Source organism: Pseudomonas sp. 2822-15 (assembly GCF_002742515.1).
Lineage (GTDB): Bacteria > Pseudomonadota > Gammaproteobacteria > Pseudomonadales > Pseudomonadaceae > Aquipseudomonas > Aquipseudomonas salomonii.
The window spans coordinates 1-19,189 of the sequence record NZ_LJRY01000160.1 but is presented as its reverse complement, the minus strand read 5'-3'; the positions used below and the strand labels follow the sequence as shown (position 1 = coordinate 19,189).

The 19,189-nt window shown below is 61.7% G+C and carries 16 protein-coding genes and 3 tRNA genes; all 19 read left to right on the top strand.

What is annotated here, in order from left to right:
• Positions 1–134 precede the first annotated feature (134 nt).
• The 19 genes from leuC to AOA59_RS05550 all read left to right on the top strand — a co-directional run bounded on the left by leuC (position 135) and on the right by AOA59_RS05550 (position 19,187).
• On the top strand, positions 135–1,553 hold the full coding sequence (gene leuC, locus AOA59_RS05640; RefSeq protein ID WP_065911766.1) for a 3-isopropylmalate dehydratase large subunit: 1,419 nt from the start codon (positions 135–137) through the stop codon (positions 1,551–1,553).
• A gap of 10 nt (positions 1,554–1,563) precedes the next feature.
• The gene (gene leuD, locus AOA59_RS05635; RefSeq protein ID WP_099486333.1) at positions 1,564–2,208 is read left to right on the top strand and encodes a 3-isopropylmalate dehydratase small subunit; all 645 of its coding nucleotides are present in this window, start codon (positions 1,564–1,566) and stop codon (positions 2,206–2,208) included.
• Between the two features lie 129 nt (positions 2,209–2,337).
• Positions 2,338–3,102, top strand: coding sequence for a class I SAM-dependent methyltransferase (locus tag AOA59_RS05630; RefSeq protein ID WP_099486331.1), 765 nt, complete (start codon positions 2,338–2,340; stop codon positions 3,100–3,102).
• Positions 3,103–3,155: 53 nt separating this feature from the next.
• Entirely contained in the window at positions 3,156–4,238 is a 1,083-nt protein-coding gene (leuB, locus tag AOA59_RS05625) for a 3-isopropylmalate dehydrogenase (protein ID WP_065911769.1), read from the top strand.
• Positions 4,239–4,302: 64 nt separating this feature from the next.
• Positions 4,303–5,415, top strand: coding sequence for an aspartate-semialdehyde dehydrogenase (gene asd, locus AOA59_RS05620; RefSeq protein ID WP_069786616.1), 1,113 nt, complete (start codon positions 4,303–4,305; stop codon positions 5,413–5,415).
• A 219-nt stretch (positions 5,416–5,634) separates the two neighbouring features.
• Positions 5,635–6,645 carry an aspartate-semialdehyde dehydrogenase gene (locus tag AOA59_RS05615; RefSeq protein ID WP_099486329.1) on the top strand — a complete coding sequence of 337 codons (1,011 nt, stop codon included), beginning with the start codon at positions 5,635–5,637 and terminating at the stop codon, positions 6,643–6,645.
• Between the two features lie 161 nt (positions 6,646–6,806).
• On the top strand, positions 6,807–9,386 hold the full coding sequence (locus AOA59_RS05610; RefSeq protein WP_099486327.1) for a FimV/HubP family polar landmark protein: 2,580 nt from the start codon (positions 6,807–6,809) through the stop codon (positions 9,384–9,386).
• 207 nt (positions 9,387–9,593) lie between these two features.
• The gene (truA, locus tag AOA59_RS05605) at positions 9,594–10,418 is read left to right on the top strand and encodes a tRNA pseudouridine(38-40) synthase TruA (protein WP_056861241.1); all 825 of its coding nucleotides are present in this window, start codon (positions 9,594–9,596) and stop codon (positions 10,416–10,418) included.
• Positions 10,419–10,482: 64 nt separating this feature from the next.
• Entirely contained in the window at positions 10,483–11,115 is a 633-nt protein-coding gene (locus tag AOA59_RS05600) for a phosphoribosylanthranilate isomerase (protein WP_099486325.1), read from the top strand.
• A 245-nt stretch (positions 11,116–11,360) separates the two neighbouring features.
• Positions 11,361–12,281, top strand: a complete 921-nt coding sequence (gene accD / locus AOA59_RS05595; protein ID WP_003234319.1) for an acetyl-CoA carboxylase, carboxyltransferase subunit beta — start codon at positions 11,361–11,363, stop codon at positions 12,279–12,281.
• Positions 12,278–13,585 carry a bifunctional tetrahydrofolate synthase/dihydrofolate synthase gene (gene folC, locus AOA59_RS05590; RefSeq protein ID WP_065911778.1) on the top strand — a complete coding sequence of 436 codons (1,308 nt, stop codon included), beginning with the start codon at positions 12,278–12,280 and terminating at the stop codon, positions 13,583–13,585. The genes accD and folC overlap by 4 nt, the downstream gene beginning before the upstream one ends.
• The gene (locus AOA59_RS05585; protein WP_065911780.1) at positions 13,569–14,243 is read left to right on the top strand and encodes an SPOR domain-containing protein; all 675 of its coding nucleotides are present in this window, start codon (positions 13,569–13,571) and stop codon (positions 14,241–14,243) included. Before folC ends, AOA59_RS05585 begins: the two co-directional genes overlap by 17 nt.
• A gap of 292 nt (positions 14,244–14,535) precedes the next feature.
• Positions 14,536–15,093 (top strand): CvpA family protein, encoded by a 558-nt coding sequence (locus tag AOA59_RS05580; RefSeq protein WP_003212681.1) that lies wholly within the window; start codon positions 14,536–14,538, stop codon positions 15,091–15,093.
• A gap of 41 nt (positions 15,094–15,134) precedes the next feature.
• The gene (purF, locus tag AOA59_RS05575; RefSeq protein WP_017138746.1) at positions 15,135–16,640 is read left to right on the top strand and encodes an amidophosphoribosyltransferase; all 1,506 of its coding nucleotides are present in this window, start codon (positions 15,135–15,137) and stop codon (positions 16,638–16,640) included.
• Positions 16,641–16,705: 65 nt separating this feature from the next.
• Entirely contained in the window at positions 16,706–17,917 is a 1,212-nt protein-coding gene (locus AOA59_RS05570; protein WP_058419756.1) for an O-succinylhomoserine sulfhydrylase, read from the top strand.
• A gap of 11 nt (positions 17,918–17,928) precedes the next feature.
• Positions 17,929–18,693 (top strand): SDR family oxidoreductase, encoded by a 765-nt coding sequence (locus tag AOA59_RS05565; protein WP_065911790.1) that lies wholly within the window; start codon positions 17,929–17,931, stop codon positions 18,691–18,693.
• Between the two features lie 107 nt (positions 18,694–18,800).
• Positions 18,801–18,876: transfer RNA gene (locus AOA59_RS05560), tRNA-Val, on the top strand.
• Positions 18,877–18,931: 55 nt separating this feature from the next.
• A tRNA-Asp gene (locus AOA59_RS05555) sits at positions 18,932–19,008 on the top strand.
• A 105-nt stretch (positions 19,009–19,113) separates the two neighbouring features.
• A tRNA-Asp gene (locus AOA59_RS05550) sits at positions 19,114–19,187 on the top strand.
• The last annotated feature ends 2 nt before the right edge of the window (positions 19,188–19,189 follow it).

Here is a 19,189-nt window from a genome sequence, read left to right as displayed (position 1 = left end):
ATTCCAGTTGGTAATCCAAAGCATAAAAAATATGAATTTGAGTTATTTAATGTAGCGCCATACCATCAGCCTCACAAGCCAAAGGGTTATTGAAAAGCCCGGCGTATAGATGCACCTGTGATGAGGACCGACTGATGGCCGGCAAAACGCTTTACGACAAGCTTTGGGATTCCCATGAAGTGAAACGGCGCGACGATGGCTCGTCGCTGATCTATATCGACCGTCACATCATCCATGAAGTGACCTCGCCCCAAGCGTTCGAAGGCCTGCGACTGGCCGGGCGCAAGCCTTGGCGCGTCGACTCGATCATCGCCACCCCGGACCACAACGTGCCGACCACCCCGGAACGCAAAGGCGGGATCGACGCCATTGTCGACACCGTGTCGCGCCTTCAGGTGCAGACCCTCGACGACTACTGCGACGAATATGGCATCACCGAATTCAAGATGAATGACGTGCGCCAAGGCATCGTCCACGTGATCGGCCCGGAGCAGGGCGCCACCTTGCCGGGCATGACCGTGGTCTGCGGCGACTCCCACACCTCTACCCACGGTGCATTCGGCGCTTTGGCCCATGGCATCGGCACCTCGGAGGTCGAACATGTGTTCGCCACCCAGTGCCTGGTCGCCAAAAAGATGAAGAATATGTTGGTGAAAGTCGAAGGCACTTTGCCCTTCGGCGTGACCGCCAAAGACATCGTGCTGGCCGTGATCGGCAAGATCGGCACCGCCGGCGGTAACGGCCACGCCATCGAGTTTGCCGGCAGCGCGATTCGCGACCTGTCCATCGAAGGCCGCATGACCATCTGCAACATGTCCATCGAAGCCGGTGCCCGCGTGGGCATGGTGGCGGCGGACGAAAAAACCGTTGAATACGTCAAAGGTCGCCCATTTGCTCCGGCGGGCGCCGATTGGGACGCTGCGGTCGAGGCCTGGAAAGACCTGGTCTCCGACGCCGACGCGGTGTTCGACACCGTGGTCGAGCTCGACGCGGCCCAGATCAAGCCGCAAGTCAGCTGGGGCACCTCGCCGGAAATGGTCCTGGCGGTGGACCAGAACGTGCCGGACCCGGCTAAAGAAACCGACTTGGTCAAGCGTGGCTCCATCGAACGCGCCCTGAAGTACATGGGCTTGAAGGCCAACCAGGCGATCACCGACATCCAGCTGGACCGCGTGTTTATCGGTTCCTGCACCAACTCGCGGATCGAAGACCTGCGCGCTGCGGCGGTGATCGCCAAGGGCCGTAAAGTGGCTTCGACCATCAAGCAAGCCATCGTGGTGCCGGGTTCAGGCCTGGTGAAGGCTCAGGCTGAAGCCGAAGGCCTGGACAAGATCTTCCTCGAAGCCGGTTTTGAATGGCGTGAGCCGGGCTGCTCGATGTGCCTGGCGATGAACCCGGACCGTTTGGAGTCGGGCGAGCATTGCGCGTCGACCTCCAACCGTAACTTCGAAGGGCGTCAGGGCGCCGGTGGGCGTACCCACCTGGTCAGCCCGGCCATGGCCGCTGCGGCTGCCGTCAACGGTCGTTTCATCGACGTTCGCGAATTGATCTGAGGAATACCCGATGAGAGCTTTTACCCAACACACCGGCCTTGTCGCCCCTTTGGATCGCGCCAACGTCGACACCGACCAGATCATCCCCAAGCAGTTCTTGAAGTCGATCAAGCGCACCGGTTTCGGCCCTAACCTGTTCGACGAATGGCGCTACCTGGACGTGGGCTACGCCTACCAGGACAACTCCAAGCGCCCGCTGAACAAGGATTTCGTGCTCAACGCCGAGCGCTATCAGGGCGCCAGTGTATTGCTGGCGCGGGAAAACTTCGGCTGCGGCTCCAGCCGTGAACATGCGCCGTGGGCCCTGGAAGAATATGGCTTTCGCAGCATCATTGCGCCGAGCTACGCCGACATCTTCTTCAACAATAGCTTCAAGAACGGCTTGCTGCCGATCATCTTGAGCGATGCCGAAGTGGATGAGTTGTTCAAGCAGGTGGAAGGCGACGTGGGCTACCAGTTGACCGTTGACCTGGCGGCGCAAACCGTGACCCGTCCGGACGGCAAGGTGTATCACTTTGAGGTGGATGCGTTCCGTAAGCACTGCCTGATCAATGGCCTGGACGACATCGGCCTGACCTTGCAGGACGGCGATGCGATTGCCGCGTTTGAAGCCAAGCACCGGGCGAGCCAGCCCTGGTTGTTTCGCGACGCCTGATTGGCGGTAACCGTGCCGGCCCCATCGCGGGCAAGCCCGACTCCCATCTTGGAATGCATTCCAACTGTGGGAGCTGGCTTGCCTGCGATAGCGCCCGTACAACCACCCCAAAACCCAAGGAAAGCCACCATGACCACCGCCGCCCACACCCAAGTCGTGCAAAAACAATTCGGCGAGCAAGCCTCGGCCTACCTGAGCAGTGCCGTGCACGCCCAAGGCACCGAATTCGCGCTGCTCCAGGCCGAACTGGCCGGGCGGGGCGCTGCACGATTGCTGGATTTAGGCTGCGGTGCCGGTCATGTGAGTTTCCACGTGGCGCCACTGGTTAAAGAAGTGGTGGCCTACGACCTGTCCCAACAGATGCTCGACGTAGTAGCGGGTGCAGCGCTGGACCGCAACCTGGCCAACATCCGCACCGTACACGGCGCCGCCGAGCGCCTGCCATTCGCCGATGGCGAGTTCGATTTCGTGTTCAGCCGCTACTCGGCCCACCACTGGAGCGACCTGGGCCTGGCCCTGCGCGAAGTGCGCCGGGTGCTCAAGCCGGGTGGCGTGGCGGCTTTCGTCGATGTCTTGTCACCGGGCAGCCCGCTGTTGGACACTTACCTGCAAACCGTCGAAGTGCTGCGCGACACCAGCCACGTGCGCGATTACTGCGCCGCCGAATGGATGCAACAGCTCAGCGAAGCCGGCTTGCATGTGCGCACCAGCAGCCGTCAGCGCCTGCGTCTGGAATACACCTCGTGGGTCGAGCGCATGCGCACACCAGAGGTGTTGCGCGCCGCGATCCTTGCGCTGCAACAGGCAATGGGCCAGGAAGTGCGCGATTACTACGAGATTCAAGCCGACGGCACCTTCAGCACCGACGTGCTGGTGGTGTTCGCTGAGCGCTGATTGATTTTTCCCGACCTGCCCACGGGCGGGTCGCTTGATGAAATGAGGAACGCATGAGCAAGCAGATTCTGATTCTCCCTGGCGACGGTATTGGTCCGGAAATCATGGCCGAAGCGGTCAAGGTTCTGGAACTGGCCAACAGCAAGTACAACCTGGGCTTTGAGCTGAGCCACGATGTGATTGGCGGCGCAGCCATCGACAAGCACGGCGTGCCGCTGGCCGATGAAACCCTGGAGCGCGCCCGTGCGGCCGATGCTGTGCTGCTCGGCGCCGTGGGTGGCCCGAAATGGGACAAGATCGAACGTGATATCCGCCCGGAGCGCGGCCTGCTGAAAATCCGCGCGCAACTGGGCCTGTTCGGCAACCTGCGCCCGGCCATCCTCTACCCGCAACTGGCCGACGCGTCGAGCCTCAAGCCGGAAGTGGTGGCGGGCCTGGACATCCTGATCGTGCGTGAACTGACCGGCGGTATCTATTTCGGCTCGCCACGGGGCGTGCGCGAGTTGGAAAATGGCGAGCGTCAGGCCTACGACACCCTGCCGTACAGCGAGAGTGAAATCCGCCGTATCGCCCGTGTCGGTTTCGACATGGCCCGTGTGCGCGGCAAAAAGGTCTGCTCGGTGGATAAAGCCAACGTACTGGCCTCCAGCCAACTGTGGCGCGAAATCGTTGAGGAAGTCGCCAAGGACTACCCGGACGTCGAGCTGAGCCACATGTACGTCGACAACGCTGCCATGCAACTGGTGCGTGCGCCCAAGCAGTTTGACGTGATCGTTACCGACAACCTGTTCGGCGACATCCTGTCCGACCAAGCTTCGATGCTCACCGGCTCCATCGGCATGCTGCCGTCGGCGTCCCTGGACACCAACAATAAGGGCATGTACGAGCCTTGCCACGGTTCGGCGCCGGACATCGCGGGCCAGGGCATTGCCAACCCGTTGGCGACGATTTTGTCGGTCTCGATGATGCTGCGTTACAGCTTCAACCTGAGCGAAGCGGCGGATGCCATCGAGAAGGCCGTAAGCCTGGTGCTGGATCAAGGTTTGCGCACCGGTGACATTTGGTCACAGGGTTGCAGCAAAATCGGCACGCAAGAAATGGGCGACGCAGTAGTCGCCGCGCTGCGGAATCTGTAATCTCTCCGGCCCGCTTGCAGTTGTTGCTGCAAGGCGGCCCACTTTTTAACAAGGTGTAGTTGCGATGAAACGTGTAGGTCTGATCGGTTGGCGCGGTATGGTCGGTTCCGTGCTCATGCAGCGGATGCTGGAAGAGCAGGATTTCGATCTTATTGAGCCGGTGTTTTTCACCACTTCGAACGTAGGTGGCCAAGGGCCGTCCGTGGGCAAGGATATCGCCCCGCTCAAGGACGCCTACAGCATTGAAGAGCTGAAAACCCTCGACGTGATTCTGACCTGCCAGGGTGGCGACTACACCAGCGAAGTTTTCCCCAAGCTGCGTGAAGCCGGCTGGCAGGGTTACTGGATCGACGCCGCCTCGAGCCTGCGCATGCAGGACGACGCGGTGATCATCCTCGACCCGGTGAACCGCAAGGTCATCGACCAGCAGCTGGATGCCGGCACCAGGAACTACGTCGGCGGCAACTGCACCGTCAGCCTGATGCTGATGGGCCTGGGCGGCTTGTTCGAAGCCGGCCTGGTTGAGTGGATGAGCGCCATGACGTATCAGGCGGCGTCCGGCGCCGGCGCGCAGAACATGCGCGAGCTGATCAAGCAGATGGGCGCCACCCACGCCGCTGTCGCCGATCAACTGGCCGACCCTGCCAGCGCGATCCTCGACATCGACCGCCGTGTGGCCGAAGCCATGCGCAGCGAGGCTTACCCGACCGAGAACTTCGGTGTGCCATTGGCCGGCAGCCTGATCCCGTGGATCGACAAGGAACTGCCGAACGGCCAGAGCCGCGAAGAGTGGAAGGCCCAGGCCGAGACCAACAAGATTCTGGGTCGTTTCAAGAACCCGATTCCGGTGGACGGCATCTGCGTGCGCATCGGCGCCATGCGCTGCCACAGCCAGGCGCTGACCATCAAGCTGAACAAAGACGTACCGATCGCCGATATCGAAGGGCTGATCAGCCAGCACAACCCATGGGTCAAGCTGGTGCCGAACAACCGCGACATCAGCATGCAGGAGCTGAGCCCGACCAAGGTCACCGGCACCCTGAATGTACCGGTGGGCCGTCTGCGCAAGCTGAACATGGGCAGCCAGTTCCTCGGCGCGTTCACGGTTGGCGACCAACTGCTGTGGGGCGCGGCCGAGCCGTTGCGCCGCATGCTGCGGATCTTGCTCGAGCGTTGATCGCTTAAAGCGGTAAGAGAAACCCGCGCTCTGGTGACAGGCGCGGGTTTTTTATTACGCGCTAATGATCGTTCCCACGCAGAGCGTGGGAACGATCAGTGTGGGAGCTGGCTTGCCTGCGATGGGGCCATCAGCTACACACCAAAGGCCAGCTTAATTGCCTCGCCCCGAACCACCCGGTAAAGTGCCGCTCCCCCCGCAATGCCCGAGGCAGCCCCCATGACCCAGACCTTTGAAATCGCCGTGATCGGCGCCACCGGTACCGTCGGTGAAACCCTGGTGCAGATTCTCGAAGAGCTGGATTTTCCGGTGGGCACCCTCTATCTGCTGGCGGGCAGCAATTCGGCCGGCGCCTCCGTGCCGTTTCGCGGCAAGAACGTGCGGGTCAAGGAAGTCGATGAGTTCGATTTCAAAAAAGCGCAGCTCGCCTTCTTTGCGGCCGGCCCGGCCGTTACCTTGAGCTTCGCCCCGCGCGCCACCGCTGCAGGTTGCGCGGTGATCGACCTGTCTGGCGCCTTGCCCGCTGAACAGGCGCCTCATGTGGTGCCGGAAGCCAATGCCCATGTCCTGGACAGTTTGAAAAAGCCCTTCCAACTGAGCAGCCCAAGCCCATCGGCGACCAACCTGGCCGTGGTGCTGGCGCCGTTGCGTGAATTGTTGGAGATCCAGCGTGTCAGCGTCACCGCCAACCTGGCGGTATCGGCCCAGGGCCGTGAAGCCGTCAGCGAGCTGGCGCGACAGACCGCCGAACTGCTGAACGTGCGCCCGCTGGAACCCCAGTTCTTTGATCGGCAGATGGCCTTCAACCTCCTGGCACAAGTCGGTACGCCAGATGCGAAAGGTCATACAGCTCTGGAGAAACGTCTCATACACGAACTGCGCGCGGTGCTGGAGACTCCATTGCTGAAGATTTCTGCAACCTGCGTTCAAGCCCCGGTATTTTTTGGCGATAGCCTGACGGTATCGCTGCAATTGGGCGCGCCGGTCGACCTGGCGGCGGTGAACCGTGCATTGGAAGCGGCGCCGGGCATTGAGCTGGTTGAAGAGGGCGACTACCCCACGGCAGTGGGCGATGCGGTCGGCCAGGATGTGGTCTACGTCGGCCGTGTGCGTGCGGGTGTGGATGACGCGGCGGAACTAAATCTGTGGCTGACGTCAGATAACGTACGCAAGGGCGCGGCACTCAACGCCGTACAGTTGGCGCAGTTGTTGATAAAAGGCCTTGTGTAAAAGATACTTGGCGGCAATTTGTAGATTGATTCTAGCCAAGCGCTATGCTTGGTCCCAAGCGGTAAAGAAGCGCGTCGGTAACCTATCGGCTCGCCATGCCTTATGGCAGCGGTTACCAACCTTCTCGCAGGCCGGGGAGTGTTCAGACAAAGGATGAGGCTATGGTTCAAGTTCGCAAACTGGTGTTAGCAATAGCGGCCGCCTCGGCGCTGTCCTCCGGTATGGCGCAGGCGCTGCAACTTGGGGAGATGACCCTCAAGTCGCAGCTGAACCAGCCGTTGTCGGTGGAAATCGAATTGCTCGACGTGGGCGGCCTCACGGCTGCCGAGATCACCCCGAGCCTGGCCTCCGACCAGGCGTTTGTCGATGCAGGCGTGGACCGCCAGGCGTTCCTCAATGACCTGACGTTTACCCCGGTGGTCAACCCCAGCGGCCGCAGTGTCGTGCGCGTCACATCCAGCAAACCGCTGCCCGATTCCTACGTACGTTTCCTGCTGCAGGTGAAGTGGCCCAATGGCCGCCTCATGCGCGATTACAGCGTTTTGCTCGACCCGGCCAAATTTGAGCAATCGGCGCCCGCCACCAGCGCGCCCACGCCGCGTTTGAGCGCGCCGACCACCACTGCGCCCGCCAGCACGGCGCCCACCACAGCGAAGGCCGCCAGTAAATCCGCTCAACACACCACGACTTCTCACGACACCTTGTGGGAAATTGCCGAAAAGAACCGCAACGGTGCGTCGGTGCAGCAAACCATGCTGGCCATTCAGGCGCTTAATCCTGACGCCTTTGTCGACGGCAACATCAACCGCCTGAAAACCGGCCAGGTCCTGCGCCTGCCGGATCGCCAGCAAGCCACCAGCTTGCCGCAGCCGGAGGCGATTGCCGAAGTGACTGCGCAAAATGCTGCCTGGCGCGAAGGCCGTCGCACAGCCAGTAACCCGGTAGCGGGCAAGCAACAGCTGGACGCGACCAAGCGCACCCAGGCCGGCAATGCGCCGTCGAGCACCACGGCCAAAGACAACTTGAGCCTGGTGTCGGCGGAGTCGGCCAAAAAAGGCGCGAAGGGCAAGGCCGGTGATAGCCGAGCGGTGAGCGACAAACTGGCGATGACCCAGGAGCAGTTGGACACCACCCGGCGCGACAATGAAGAGCTCAAAAGCCGTGCGGCCGACCTGCAAAGCCAACTGGACAAGCTGCAAAAACTCATTCAACTGAAAAACGATCAACTCGCCAGGTTGCAGGCCGGTAACGGGGAGCCTGCGGCACCGGCGACAGCGGCGATGCCGGCTCAATTGGCAACTGAACCTGCGCCTGCGCCAGCACCCGCTGAGGCGGCGCCCGTTGCCGCAGCACCCGCGCCCGAGCCAATCAAGGCGCAGGACGCGCCAGCCACCAGCGAAGGCAAGTTCAACGAGCTGCTGACCAACCCGATCGTCCTCGGTGTGATCGGCGGTGCGGCCGGCTTGCTGGTGTTGTTGCTCCTGCTGCTGTGGGCGCGCCATCGCAATGCGCGCCTCGAAGAGGAAAAGCACCTGCGCATGGCGCGCGCGCTGGCCGAAGAGCCGGCATTTACACCAAATGTGGATCACGATCTGCCTGCGGACAGCTTCGAAGGCCTTGAAGTGGCAGCGCCGAACGTTAAATTGGCCGCCACTCCCGCGCCGGCGGCTGTTGCTGAGCCCGTGGTGGTGCCATCGGTCGCTTCCGTACTCGCGCCGTTGGCCGTTGCCGTCGCCCCGGTAAACTCCAGTGATGCACTGGCGCAAGCGCAATCCCATATCGACCGTGGCCACCTGAACCAGGCCGCCGATGTGCTGGAGCAGGCGATCAAACGCGAACCCAAGCGCAGCGACCTGCGCCTGAAGTTGATGGAAGTCTATGGCCTGCAAGGCGACAAGGACGGTTTCGTCACCCAGGAGCGTCAACTGGTGGCCAATGGTGAAAACCATGCCCAGGTCGAGCAGCTGAAAAACCGCTTCCCGGCCATGGCTGTTTTGGCGGCGGGCGTCAGTGCTGCGGTGGCAGCGGCGGCCCTGGATGCTCAGTACGTCAAGGACCTGCTCGAAGACAAACCCGCCGCGCCGGCCCCGGAGCCTGAAGCGTTTGACACAGACTTCGACCTTAGCCTGGATGACCTGGAAGCCGCGTCACCCGCGGTGGTCAGCCCGAAAGACGCGCCGAGCTTTGAGTCGGTGCTGCAACAGCAGACCGAAGCCAAGACCAGCCCGGATGAGCTGTCGGACTTCGACCTTGATCTGCAGCTCGAGGCGCCGTCTTCGCAGGCCGATGACGACTTCCTGTCAGGCCTGGAAGATCAAATGAAGGACGTGCCGGCCGTCGAGCCGCCGACCCTGGCGCCTGCTGCGCTGGACGATTTTGACCTGCCGGAAGATTTCGACCTGTCTCTGGCCGATGAGCCACAAGCCCCGGCCGCAGCCAAACCGGATGCCTTCGCCTCGGAACTCGATGACGTCAACGCAGAACTCGATCGCTTGTCCCAGAGCCTGGAGCATCCGCCGATCGAGCCTTCCTTCACCGCTGAAGATGCGGCGTTGGGTGCTGATGAGCCGGAATTCGACTTCCTTTCCGGTACCGACGAAGTCGCCACCAAGCTGGACCTGGCTCAGGCCTACATCGACATGGGCGATACGGATGGTGCAAAGGAAATCCTGGAGGAAGTGCTGACCGGCGGCACTGCAGAACAGCGCGATGAAGCCAAGGAAATGCTCGACAAAATCTAAGTGTGCTGCAAAACCCCTGTGGGAGCGGGCTTGCTCGCGAAAGCGGTGTACCAGTTGACGAATACATCGACTGACACGCCGTCTTCGCGAGCAAGCCCGCTCCCACATTAGGCCTGCGCATCTTCTCCACCGCCTTTATAATGGCTCTCTTCGCGCAACTCATCGGGCTCTCAGTTCTTGGCAAATATAGATAACGCGGCCGCCGAAATGGCGGCCGCAGGCTTTAATCGCATCGCCTTGGGCGTGGAATACAAAGGCTCGCGCTATCGCGGCTGGCAGCGCCAGGCTTCAGGTGTGCTGACCGTGCAGGAAACCCTCGAAAACGCATTGTCGAAGGTGGCGGATTCGCCGGTTTCACTGATGTGTGCCGGGCGTACCGATGCCGGTGTGCACGCCTGTGGCCAGGTGGTGCACTTTGACACCCAGGCCGAGCGCACGCTGAAAGCCTGGGTGATGGGCGCCAATATCAATTTGCCCCATGACGTCAGCGTGACTTGGGCCAAGGTCATGCCTGCGCATTTTCATGCGCGCTTCAAGGCCATTGCCCGGCGCTACCGCTACGTGATCTACAACGATCAGATCCGCCCGGCGCACCTGAATCAGGAAATTACCTGGAACCACCGCCCGCTGGATGCCGAGCGCATGGCCGAGGCTGCCCGGCATCTGGTCGGCGTGCATGATTTCAGCGCCTTCCGTGCAGGCCAGTGCCAGGCCAAGTCGCCCATCAAGGAAGTCCACCACCTGCGCGTGACCCGTCACGGCAAGATGATCGTGCTGGATATCCGTGCCGGCGCCTTCCTGCACCATATGGTGCGCAATATTGCCGGTGTGCTGATGACCATCGGCACTGGCGAGCGCCCGGTGGAGTGGGCTCGGGAAGTGCTGGAAAGCCGCGTCCGCCGCACCGGCGGCGTCACGGCGCATCCGTTCGGCCTGTACCTGGTGGATGTGGAGTACCGCGACGAGTTTGAATTGCCGCAACGCTTTATCGGTCCACATTTCCTCACAGGTTTCAGCGAACTTGACGGCTGACGCCTGCAAGCGCTTTTGTTACCATCCGGGACTTTCTCGGCCCAACCCCTGAGGTTTCCACGCCATGCCAGCCGTTCGCAGCAAGATTTGCGGGATTACCCGCATAGAAGACGCGCTGGCGGCAGTCGAAGCGGGGGCGGATGCCATCGGTTTCGTGTTCTATGCCAAGAGCCCGCGGGCGGTGAATGTGTTGCAGGCCCGGGCGATCATCGCTGCACTGCCGCCATTCGTGACCACCGTGGGGCTGTTCGTCAACGCCAGCCGTTGCGAACTCAACGAAACCCTGGATGCCGTGCCGCTGGATATGCTGCAGTTTCACGGTGACGAAAGCCCCGATGAATGCGAAAGCTATCAGCGCCCGTACATCAAGGCGCTGCGCGTCAAGGCCGGGGATGACATTGCTGCTGCGTGCGCCGCCTATACTGGCGCTCGCGGCATTTTGCTGGATACCTATGTCGAAGGCGTGCCCGGCGGTACGGGTGAGGCGTTCGACTGGACGCTGATTCCGGAAGGTTTGAGCACGCCGATCATCCTCGCGGGAGGGCTCAACCCCGCGAATGTCGCGGCGGCCATCAAGCAGGTCCGGCCTTATGCGGTGGACGTCAGCGGCGGGGGGGAGCAGGGCAAGGGCATCAAGGATCACCACAAGATTCGCGCATTCATGCAGGCCGTGCGCAACAGCAGTGGCGCGATGTGACGGCTGGCAGTCTGCCGCCGTCCATAACTACCACTGTGTAGAACAGCACCGGCGCCGCCTGCGGGAGGCCCGGAAATGAAGTGGCAACCGTGCTTTGGCAGGTTGTCTGGAAGGCTGAGGATACAGGCGGGAAATGGCCGGTCGAACGTCTGACCCCGTCCAGCCTGTGTCATTGCCACATATGAATTTAGCTCAAGGGCATACGCGGGGCTGTGTTCAAGCCACCGGTACTGGAGAAAGAAAGCATGAGCAACTGGTTAGTAGACAAACTGATCCCTTCGATCATGCGTTCCGAGGTGAAGAAAAGCTCGGTTCCTGAAGGTCTGTGGCACAAGTGCCCATCCTGCGACGCGGTGCTGTACCGCCCGGAGCTGGAAAAGACCCTGGACGTTTGCCCCAAGTGCAACCACCACATGCGTATCGGCGCCCGCGCGCGCATCGACATCTTCCTTGATGCCGACGGCCGTAACGAGCTGGGCGCAGACCTGGAGCCGGTTGACCGTCTCAAGTTCCGCGACGGCAAGAAGTACAAGGACCGCCTGACCGCTGCGCAGAAGCAGACCGGCGAAAAAGACGCGCTGATTTCGGTCAGCGGCAAGCTGCTGGGCATGCCGGTGGTAGTGTCCGCGTTCGAGTTCTCCTTCATGGGCGGTTCCATGGGTGCCATCGTTGGTGAGCGTTTTGTACGTGCCGCCAACTACGCGCTGGAAAACCGTTGCCCGATGATCTGCTTTGCCGCCTCCGGTGGTGCGCGCATGCAGGAAGCGCTGATCTCCCTGATGCAAATGGCCAAGACCTCTGCGGTGCTGGCGCGTCTGCGTGAAGAAGGCATCCCGTTCATCTCGGTGCTGACCGACCCGGTTTACGGCGGCGTTTCCGCCAGCCTGGCGATGCTGGGCGACGTGATCGTCGGCGAGCCCAAAGCGCTGATCGGCTTTGCCGGCCCACGCGTGATCGAACAAACCGTGCGTGAAAAACTGCCGGAAGGCTTCCAGCGCAGCGAGTTCCTGCTGGAGCATGGTGCGATCGACCTGATCATCCCGCGCGGTGAACTGCGTCCGCGCCTGGGTAACCTGCTGGCGCAAATGATGGGCTTGCCGACGCCTGTGTATGTCGCACCAAAAATCGAACCTATCGTTGTTCCGCCGGTGCCAGCAAACCTATGACCCAACGTACCCTGGGCGAATGGCTCGCCTACCTTGAGCAGTTGCATCCGTCAGCCATCGACATGGGCCTGGAGCGCTCGCAACAGGTAGCGGCCCGCCTCGGGTTGGGCCGGCCGGCGCCGCGTGTGATCACGGTGACCGGCACCAACGGCAAAGGCTCTACCTGTGCCTTTGTCGCGGCGCTGCTGCAAGCCCAAGGGCTTAAAGTAGGCGTCTACAATTCTCCGCACCTGCTGCGTTATAACGAGCGGGTGCAGCTCAATGGCGTCGAAGCCACTGACGCGCAGCTCTGCGAAGCCTTCGCCGCACTGGATGCCGGGCGTGGCGAAATTTCCCTGACCTACTTCGAAATGGGCACCTTGGCGGCGTTCTGGCTGTTCGAGCGTGCGCAGTTGGATGTGGTCGTGCTCGAAGTCGGGCTTGGCGGGCGCCTGGATACCGTCAACGTGGTGGACGCCGATATTGCGCTGGTAACCAGCATTGGTGTCGACCATGCGGACTATCTGGGCAACACCCGCGAGTCGGTGTCTTATGAAAAGGCCGGGATCTTCCGCCAGGGCAAGCCGGCGCTGTGTGGTGACCTGGACCCGCCGCAGCCTTTGCTGGACAAGGTGCGCGAGTTGGATTGCCCGTTTTACCTGCGCGGCCGCGAATTCAATCTCGAAGTTGGCGACCAGCATTGGCAGTGGCGCGGGCGTGATGCGCGCGGTCAGGTGGTTGAGCTGCGGGATTTGCCGCTGCTGAACCTGCCGATGGAAAACGCCGCCCTGGCGCTGCAAGCCTATCTGTTGATGGACCTGCCGTGGAACCCCGAGCAGCTCGCTGCCACGTTGCTGGCTACCCGTGTCGTGGGGCGCCTGGATCGGCGCACATTCGAGTGGGAAGGCAAGCGCCTGAACTTGTTGCTGGATGTGGGGCACAACCCGCACGCCGCCGAATACCTGGCGCAACGCCTGGCGCGCACGCCGCCGGTGGGTCGGCGCCTGGCGGTGTTCGGCTTGTTGGCCGACAAGGACCTGGACGGTGTGGTTGCGCCGTTACTCGGCAATGTCCAGGCTTGGGCGGTAGGGCCGCTGGACACGCCGCGCAGTCGCCCGGCTGCCGAACTGCAAGTGGCCTTGCAGAACCTTGGCGCCCCGGTGGCGTCGTATGCAAGCGTCACTGCAGCGCTTGAAGCGCAATGTGCGGTGGCGACGGCCGAGGACGAGATTCTGTTGTTCGGATCATTTTATTGTGTTGCCGAGGCGCTTGAGTGGTTGGCCCGGCGCTCCACGGAGGAAGCTGCACATGGCATTACTGGATAGCGCATACAAGCAGCGAATGGTCGGAGCGCTGGTATTGGTGGCATTGGCGGTGATTTTCCTGCCGATGCTGTTTTCGCGCCAGGACGAGCAGCGTCAGGTCGTGGTCGAGGCACCGGCAGCGCCACAGGCGCCGGCGATGCCGCAGGTGCAGGTAGAGCCGGTGGTGGTGCCCGAGCCGCAGGCACTGCCTGAAGAGCCTGTGCCGAGCGATGACGAGGTGGCTGCGCAAACGCCTCAAGCGGCGCCAGCAGCGCCGGTGCAACAGAGCGTGCCGGTGGTCAAGCCGGCGCCCGCTCCAGCGGCTCCGGTGGTGGCTGCCAAGCCAGCAGCGCCAGCCCCTGCACCCAAGCCGGTAGCGCCACAACCTGCTGCGCCGGGCAAGCCGGATGTCGGTCAAAGCCGTATCGACCCGAATGGCCTGCCGATCAGTTGGTCGATCCAGCTCGCCAGCCTGGCCAACCGTGAAAGCGCCGATGCCTTGCAGAAAAAACTGCGTGCCCAGGGCTATAACGCCTATATCCGCAGTGCCGACGGCAAAAATCGCGTATTCATCGGACCGCTGATCGAGCGCGCCGAGGCGGATCGCCTGCGTGACCTGCTGGGGCGTCAGCAGAACCTGAATGGGTTTGTGGTGCGGTTCCAGCCTGAGCGCGGTTGAGTAACTGCCGATTTCTGGTTGGAATGCTGGCCAAATGGGGGAGCTGGCTTGTGTGGGAGCTGGCTTGCCTGCGATGGCATCACCGCGGTCTAACTTAAAGTCCGAGGCGCCTGCATCGCAGGCAAGCCAGCTCCCACACAAGCCTGACTCCTACACAAGCCCAGCTCCCACAGTGTTTGGGTGGTCTTTAGATTGCTCAACCCATTGATTTGCAAAGCACCCACAATCACAGCTTACCGATAGCCCAGCGCTCTGCTAAAATGCGCCGCCTTATCCGTACGTAGGCTGCACTGTGCCATTTACCTGGGTTGATTGGGCGATCGTAGCAATCGTCGCCATCTCCGCTTTGATCAGTCTAAGCCGCGGCTTCGTAAAAGAAGCACTGTCGTTGCTGACCTGGATCATCGCAGGAGTTGTAGCCTGGATGTTCGGTGGTTCACTGTCGGTTTACCTGGCCGGGTATATCGAAACACCTTCGGCTCGCGTCATCGCGGGCTGCGCCATCATGTTCATCGCCACGCTGTTGGTGGGGGCAATGGTCAATTATCTTATTGGCGAGTTGATACGTGTCACCGGCCTTTCCGGGACCGATCGATTTCTCGGCATGGCCTTCGGCGCCGCACGTGGCGGCTTGCTGGTGGTTGTGGCGGTCGGGCTGTTGAGCCTGGGGCCGGTACAGCAGGATTCGTGGTGGCAGGAGTCGGTACTCGTGCCAAAATTTCTATTGGTTGCAGATTGGTCCAAGAACCTCATATTGGGGTGGAGCAGTCAGTGGCTGGCCAGCGGAATCAGCGTACCCGCTGATCTTCCGTTCAAGGAACACCTCTTGCCGGCCAAAACGCCTCAGTAAGTAGTGTTCAGTCAAGATTCATTAAGTAGGGGTTGCGTCGCATGTGTGGCATCGTCGGTATCGTCGGTAAGTCGAACGTCAATCAGGCGCTGTATGACGCGCTAACCGTCCTCCAGCACCGCGGCCAGGACGCTGCCGGTATTGTGACCAGCCACGACGGCCGGTTATTCCTGCGCAAGGACAATGGCCTGGTGCGTGACGTGTTCCATCAGCGTCACATGCAGCGCCTCGTCGGGCATATGGGCATTGGCCATGTGCGTTACCCGACTGCCGGTAGCTCGACCTCGGCCGAAGCTCAACCGTTTTACGTCAACTCGCCTTACGGCATCACCCTGGCGCACAACGGTAACCTGACCAACGTTGAACAGCTGGCCAAGGAGATTTACGAATCTGACCTGCGCCACGTCAACACCAACTCCGACTCGGAAGTGCTGCTCAACGTGTTCGCCCACGAGCTGGCCCAGCGCGGCAAGCTGCAGCCGACCGAAGAAGATGTGTTCGCCGCCGTGACCGACGTGCACAACCGTTGTGTCGGTGGTTATGCCGTCGTCGCAATGATCACCGGTTATGGCATCGTCGGTTTCCGTGACCCGCACGGCATTCGCCCAATCGTGTTCGGCCAGCGTCACACCGACGAAGGCGTCGAGTACATGATTGCCTCCGAAAGCGTGTCCCTGGATGTGCTGGGCTTCACCCTGATCCGCGACCTCGCGCCGGGCGAAGCGGTGTACATCACCGAAGACGGCAAGCTGCACACCCGTCAGTGCGCGATTGCGCCGAAACTCACCCCGTGCATCTTCGAACACGTCTACCTGGCGCGTCCGGACTCGATCATCGACGGTGTTTCGGTGTACAAGGCGCGCCTGCGCATGGGCGAGAAGCTGGCCGAGAAGATCCTGCGCGAGCGTCCTGAGCACGATATCGACGTGGTGATCCCGATCCCGGACACCAGCCGTACCGCTGCGCTGGAGCTGGCCAACCACTTGGGCGTCAAGTTCCGCGAAGGCTTCGTCAAGAACCGTTACATCGGCCGTACCTTCATCATGCCTGGCCAGGCAGCCCGCAAGAAATCGGTGCGCCAGAAGCTCAACGCCATCGAGTTGGAATTCCGCGGCAAGAACGTGATGCTGGTCGACGATTCCATCGTGCGCGGCACCACCTGCAAGCAGATCATCCAGATGGCCCGCGAAGCCGGTGCGAAGAACGTGTACTTCTGTTCCGCCGCACCTGCCGTGCGTTATCCGAACGTTTACGGTATCGACATGCCGAGCGCCCACGAGTTGATCGCTCACAACCGTTCGACCCAGGATGTGGCCGACCTGATCGGTGCTGACTGGTTGATCTATCAGGACCTGCCGGACCTGATCGAGGCGGTCGGTGGTGGCAAGATCAAGATCGCCGAGTTTGACTGCGCCGTGTTCGACGGCAAATACGTGACGGGTGATGTCGACGAGGCCTACCTGAACAAGATCGAGCAGGCGCGTAACGATTCATCGAAGATCAAGACCCAGGCGGTCAGCGCGATCATCGATCTGTACAACAACTGAGTAAACACCGGCCCTGAGGGGCCGGTTTTGTATCTTAAACAGAGTATTGAGTAAGGAGTCGCAGCATGAGTCAGGAATGGGATGCCGGTCGGTTGGACAGCGACCTCGATGGCGTAGCTTTCGATACCCTGGCTGTGCGCGCCGGTCAGCACCGCACCCCGGAAGGTGAACACGGTGACCCGATGTTCTTCACCTCCAGCTATGTATTCCGCACTGCTGCCGACGCGGCTGCGCGCTTCGCCGGTGAAGTGCCGGGCAACGTCTATTCGCGTTACACCAACCCGACCGTGCGTGCGTTCGAAGAACGTATCGCCGCCCTTGAGGGTGCCGAGCAGGCAGTGGCCACGGCGACCGGCATGGCCGCGATCCTGGCAGTGGTGATGAGCCTGTGCAGTGCTGGCGACCATGTGCTGGTGTCGCGCAGTGTGTTCGGCTCCACCATCAGCCTGTTCGAGAAGTACTTCAAGCGCTTCGGCATCGAAGTGGACTACGTGCCCCTGGCGGACCTGTCCGGCTGGGATGCGGCGATCAAGGCTAACACCAGGTTGTTGTTCGTCGAGTCGCCTTCCAACCCGCTGGCCGAGTTGGTGGATATCGCCGCGTTGTCCGAAGTGGCCCACGCCAAGGGCGCGATGCTGGTGGTCGACAACTGCTTCTGCACGCCGGCGCTGCAACAGCCGTTGAAGCTGGGCGCGGACATTGTTGTGCACTCGGCCACCAAGTTCATCGACGGCCAGGGCCGTTGCATGGGCGGCGTAGTCGCGGGCCGCAGCGAGCAGATGAAGGAAGTGGTGGGTTTCCTGCGCACCGCCGGGCCGACCCTGAGCCCGTTTAACGCCTGGATCTTCCTCAAAGGCCTGGAAACCCTCAGCCTGCGGATGAAGGCCCATTGCGCCAACGCCCAGGCCCTGGCCGAGTGGCTGGAGCAGCAGGACGGGATTGAGAAAGTCCATTACGCCGGTCTCAAGAGCCACCCGCAACACGCGTTGGCCCAGCGTCAGCAGCGTGGTTTCGGCGCGGTGGTGAGCTTTGAAGTAAAAGGCGGCAAAGACGGCGCCTGGCGCTTTATCGACGCGACGCGCCTGATCTCCATCACGGCCAACCTGGGTGACAGCAAAACTACCATCACACACCCGAGCACCACCTCCCACGGGCGCCTGGCGCCACAGGAGCGTGAAGCGGCCGGCATTCGTGACAGCCTGATCCGCATCGCGGTCGGCCTGGAAGACGTAGCCGACCTGCAAGCTGACCTGGCTCGCGGGCTGGCGGCCTTGTGATCGAGTGGTCCATGGAAACGGCAGCGGCCGGTAACGGCCGTGTTGCGCTGGTGACGGGCGCCGCCCGGGGCATTGGTCTCGGGATCGCGGCGTGGCTGATCAGCGAAGGCTGGCAGGTGGTGTTGACCGACCTGGACCGCGAGCGCGGTTCCAAGGTGTCCAAGGTGCTGGGTGACAACGCCTGGTTTATCACCATGGACGTGGCCGACGAGAAGCAGGTCGCCCAGGGCGTTGCCGAAGTGCTCGGCCAGTTTGGGCGCCTGGATGCGTTGGTGTGCAACGCAGCGGTGGCCGACCCGCGCAATATCACCCTCGAAAGCCTCGACCTGGCGTACTGGAACCGCGTACTGGCGGTAAACCTCAGCGGGCCGATGCTGCTGGCCAAGCACTGCGCGCCGTACCTGCGTGCCCATGGCGGCGCGATCGTCAACCTGGCCTCGACCCGCGCGCGTCAATCGGAGCCCGACACCGAGGCCTACGCGGCGAGCAAGGGCGGGCTGCTGGCCCTGACGCATGCCTTGGCCATGAGTCTTGGGCCGGAGGTGCGGGTCAATGCCGTCAGCCCTGGCTGGATCGATGCGCGTGACCCTGCGGCGCGGCGTGCCGAGCCTTTGACCGATGCCGATCATGCCCAGCATCCGGCGGGCAGGGTGGGCACGGTTGAGGACGTGGCGGCGATGGTGGCGTGGCTGCTGTCGCGTCAGGCGGGGTTTGTCACCGGGCAAGAGTTTGTGGTCGACGGCGGTATGAGCAAGAAGATGATTTACAGCGAGTAGGTCGGGTAGCCGTCTTGAAGCAATTTTGTCTTTTTCAGAAAAACTTCAAGCAGGCTATTGACTTAGGTCCGCTACCTGCGTAAATTTCGCGGCCTCAACGAAGCAAAGGGTGATTAGCTCAGCTGGGAGAGCATCTGCCTTACAAGCAGAGGGTCGGCGGTTCGATCCCGTCATCACCCACCACTTCTTGAGAGTTTTGCCTTCGGGCAAGACGCAACGTTTAAGGTTGCACCGACGCGCAGCGGTAGTTCAGTCGGTTAGAATACCGGCCTGTCACGCCGGGGGTCGCGGGTTCGAGTCCCGTCCGCTGCGCCATATTTTCCAGGTCCGATTTATCGGGTTTGAGATTGAACAGCTTGGGCTGATCATTCAGATGTTTAAAGACGGTTGAGCGTTCAGGCTCAGCTGGTCAAGCGATACGCAGCGGTAGTTCAGTCGGTTAGAATACCGGCCTGTCACGCCGGGGGTCGCGGGTTCGAGTCCCGTCCGCTGCGCC

What these genes read in the sequence shown, in the direction of transcription:
- AOA59_RS05630 (WP_099486331.1), top strand. Translation starts at nt 2,338, where the DNA reads ATGACCACCGCCGCCCACACCCAAGTCGTGCAAAAACAATTCGGCGAG.
- AOA59_RS05585 (WP_065911780.1), top strand. Translation starts at nt 13,569, where the DNA reads ATGGCATTACTGGATAGCGCATACAAGCAGCGAATGGTCGGAGCGCTG.
- leuC (WP_065911766.1), top strand. Translation starts at nt 135, where the DNA reads ATGGCCGGCAAAACGCTTTACGACAAGCTTTGGGATTCCCATGAAGTG.
- truA (WP_056861241.1), top strand. Translation starts at nt 9,594, where the DNA reads ATGGCGGCCGCAGGCTTTAATCGCATCGCCTTGGGCGTGGAATACAAA.
- asd (WP_069786616.1), top strand. Translation starts at nt 4,303, where the DNA reads ATGAAACGTGTAGGTCTGATCGGTTGGCGCGGTATGGTCGGTTCCGTG.
- accD (WP_003234319.1), top strand. Translation starts at nt 11,361, where the DNA reads ATGAGCAACTGGTTAGTAGACAAACTGATCCCTTCGATCATGCGTTCC.
- leuB (WP_065911769.1), top strand. Translation starts at nt 3,156, where the DNA reads ATGAGCAAGCAGATTCTGATTCTCCCTGGCGACGGTATTGGTCCGGAA.
- AOA59_RS05610 (WP_099486327.1), top strand. Translation starts at nt 6,807, where the DNA reads ATGGTTCAAGTTCGCAAACTGGTGTTAGCAATAGCGGCCGCCTCGGCG.
- leuD (WP_099486333.1), top strand. Translation starts at nt 1,564, where the DNA reads ATGAGAGCTTTTACCCAACACACCGGCCTTGTCGCCCCTTTGGATCGC.
- AOA59_RS05570 (WP_058419756.1), top strand. Translation starts at nt 16,706, where the DNA reads ATGAGTCAGGAATGGGATGCCGGTCGGTTGGACAGCGACCTCGATGGC.
- AOA59_RS05600 (WP_099486325.1), top strand. Translation starts at nt 10,483, where the DNA reads ATGCCAGCCGTTCGCAGCAAGATTTGCGGGATTACCCGCATAGAAGAC.
- folC (WP_065911778.1), top strand. Translation starts at nt 12,278, where the DNA reads ATGACCCAACGTACCCTGGGCGAATGGCTCGCCTACCTTGAGCAGTTG.
- purF (WP_017138746.1), top strand. Translation starts at nt 15,135, where the DNA reads ATGTGTGGCATCGTCGGTATCGTCGGTAAGTCGAACGTCAATCAGGCG.
- AOA59_RS05565 (WP_065911790.1), top strand. Translation starts at nt 17,929, where the DNA reads ATGGAAACGGCAGCGGCCGGTAACGGCCGTGTTGCGCTGGTGACGGGC.
- AOA59_RS05615 (WP_099486329.1), top strand. Translation starts at nt 5,635, where the DNA reads ATGACCCAGACCTTTGAAATCGCCGTGATCGGCGCCACCGGTACCGTC.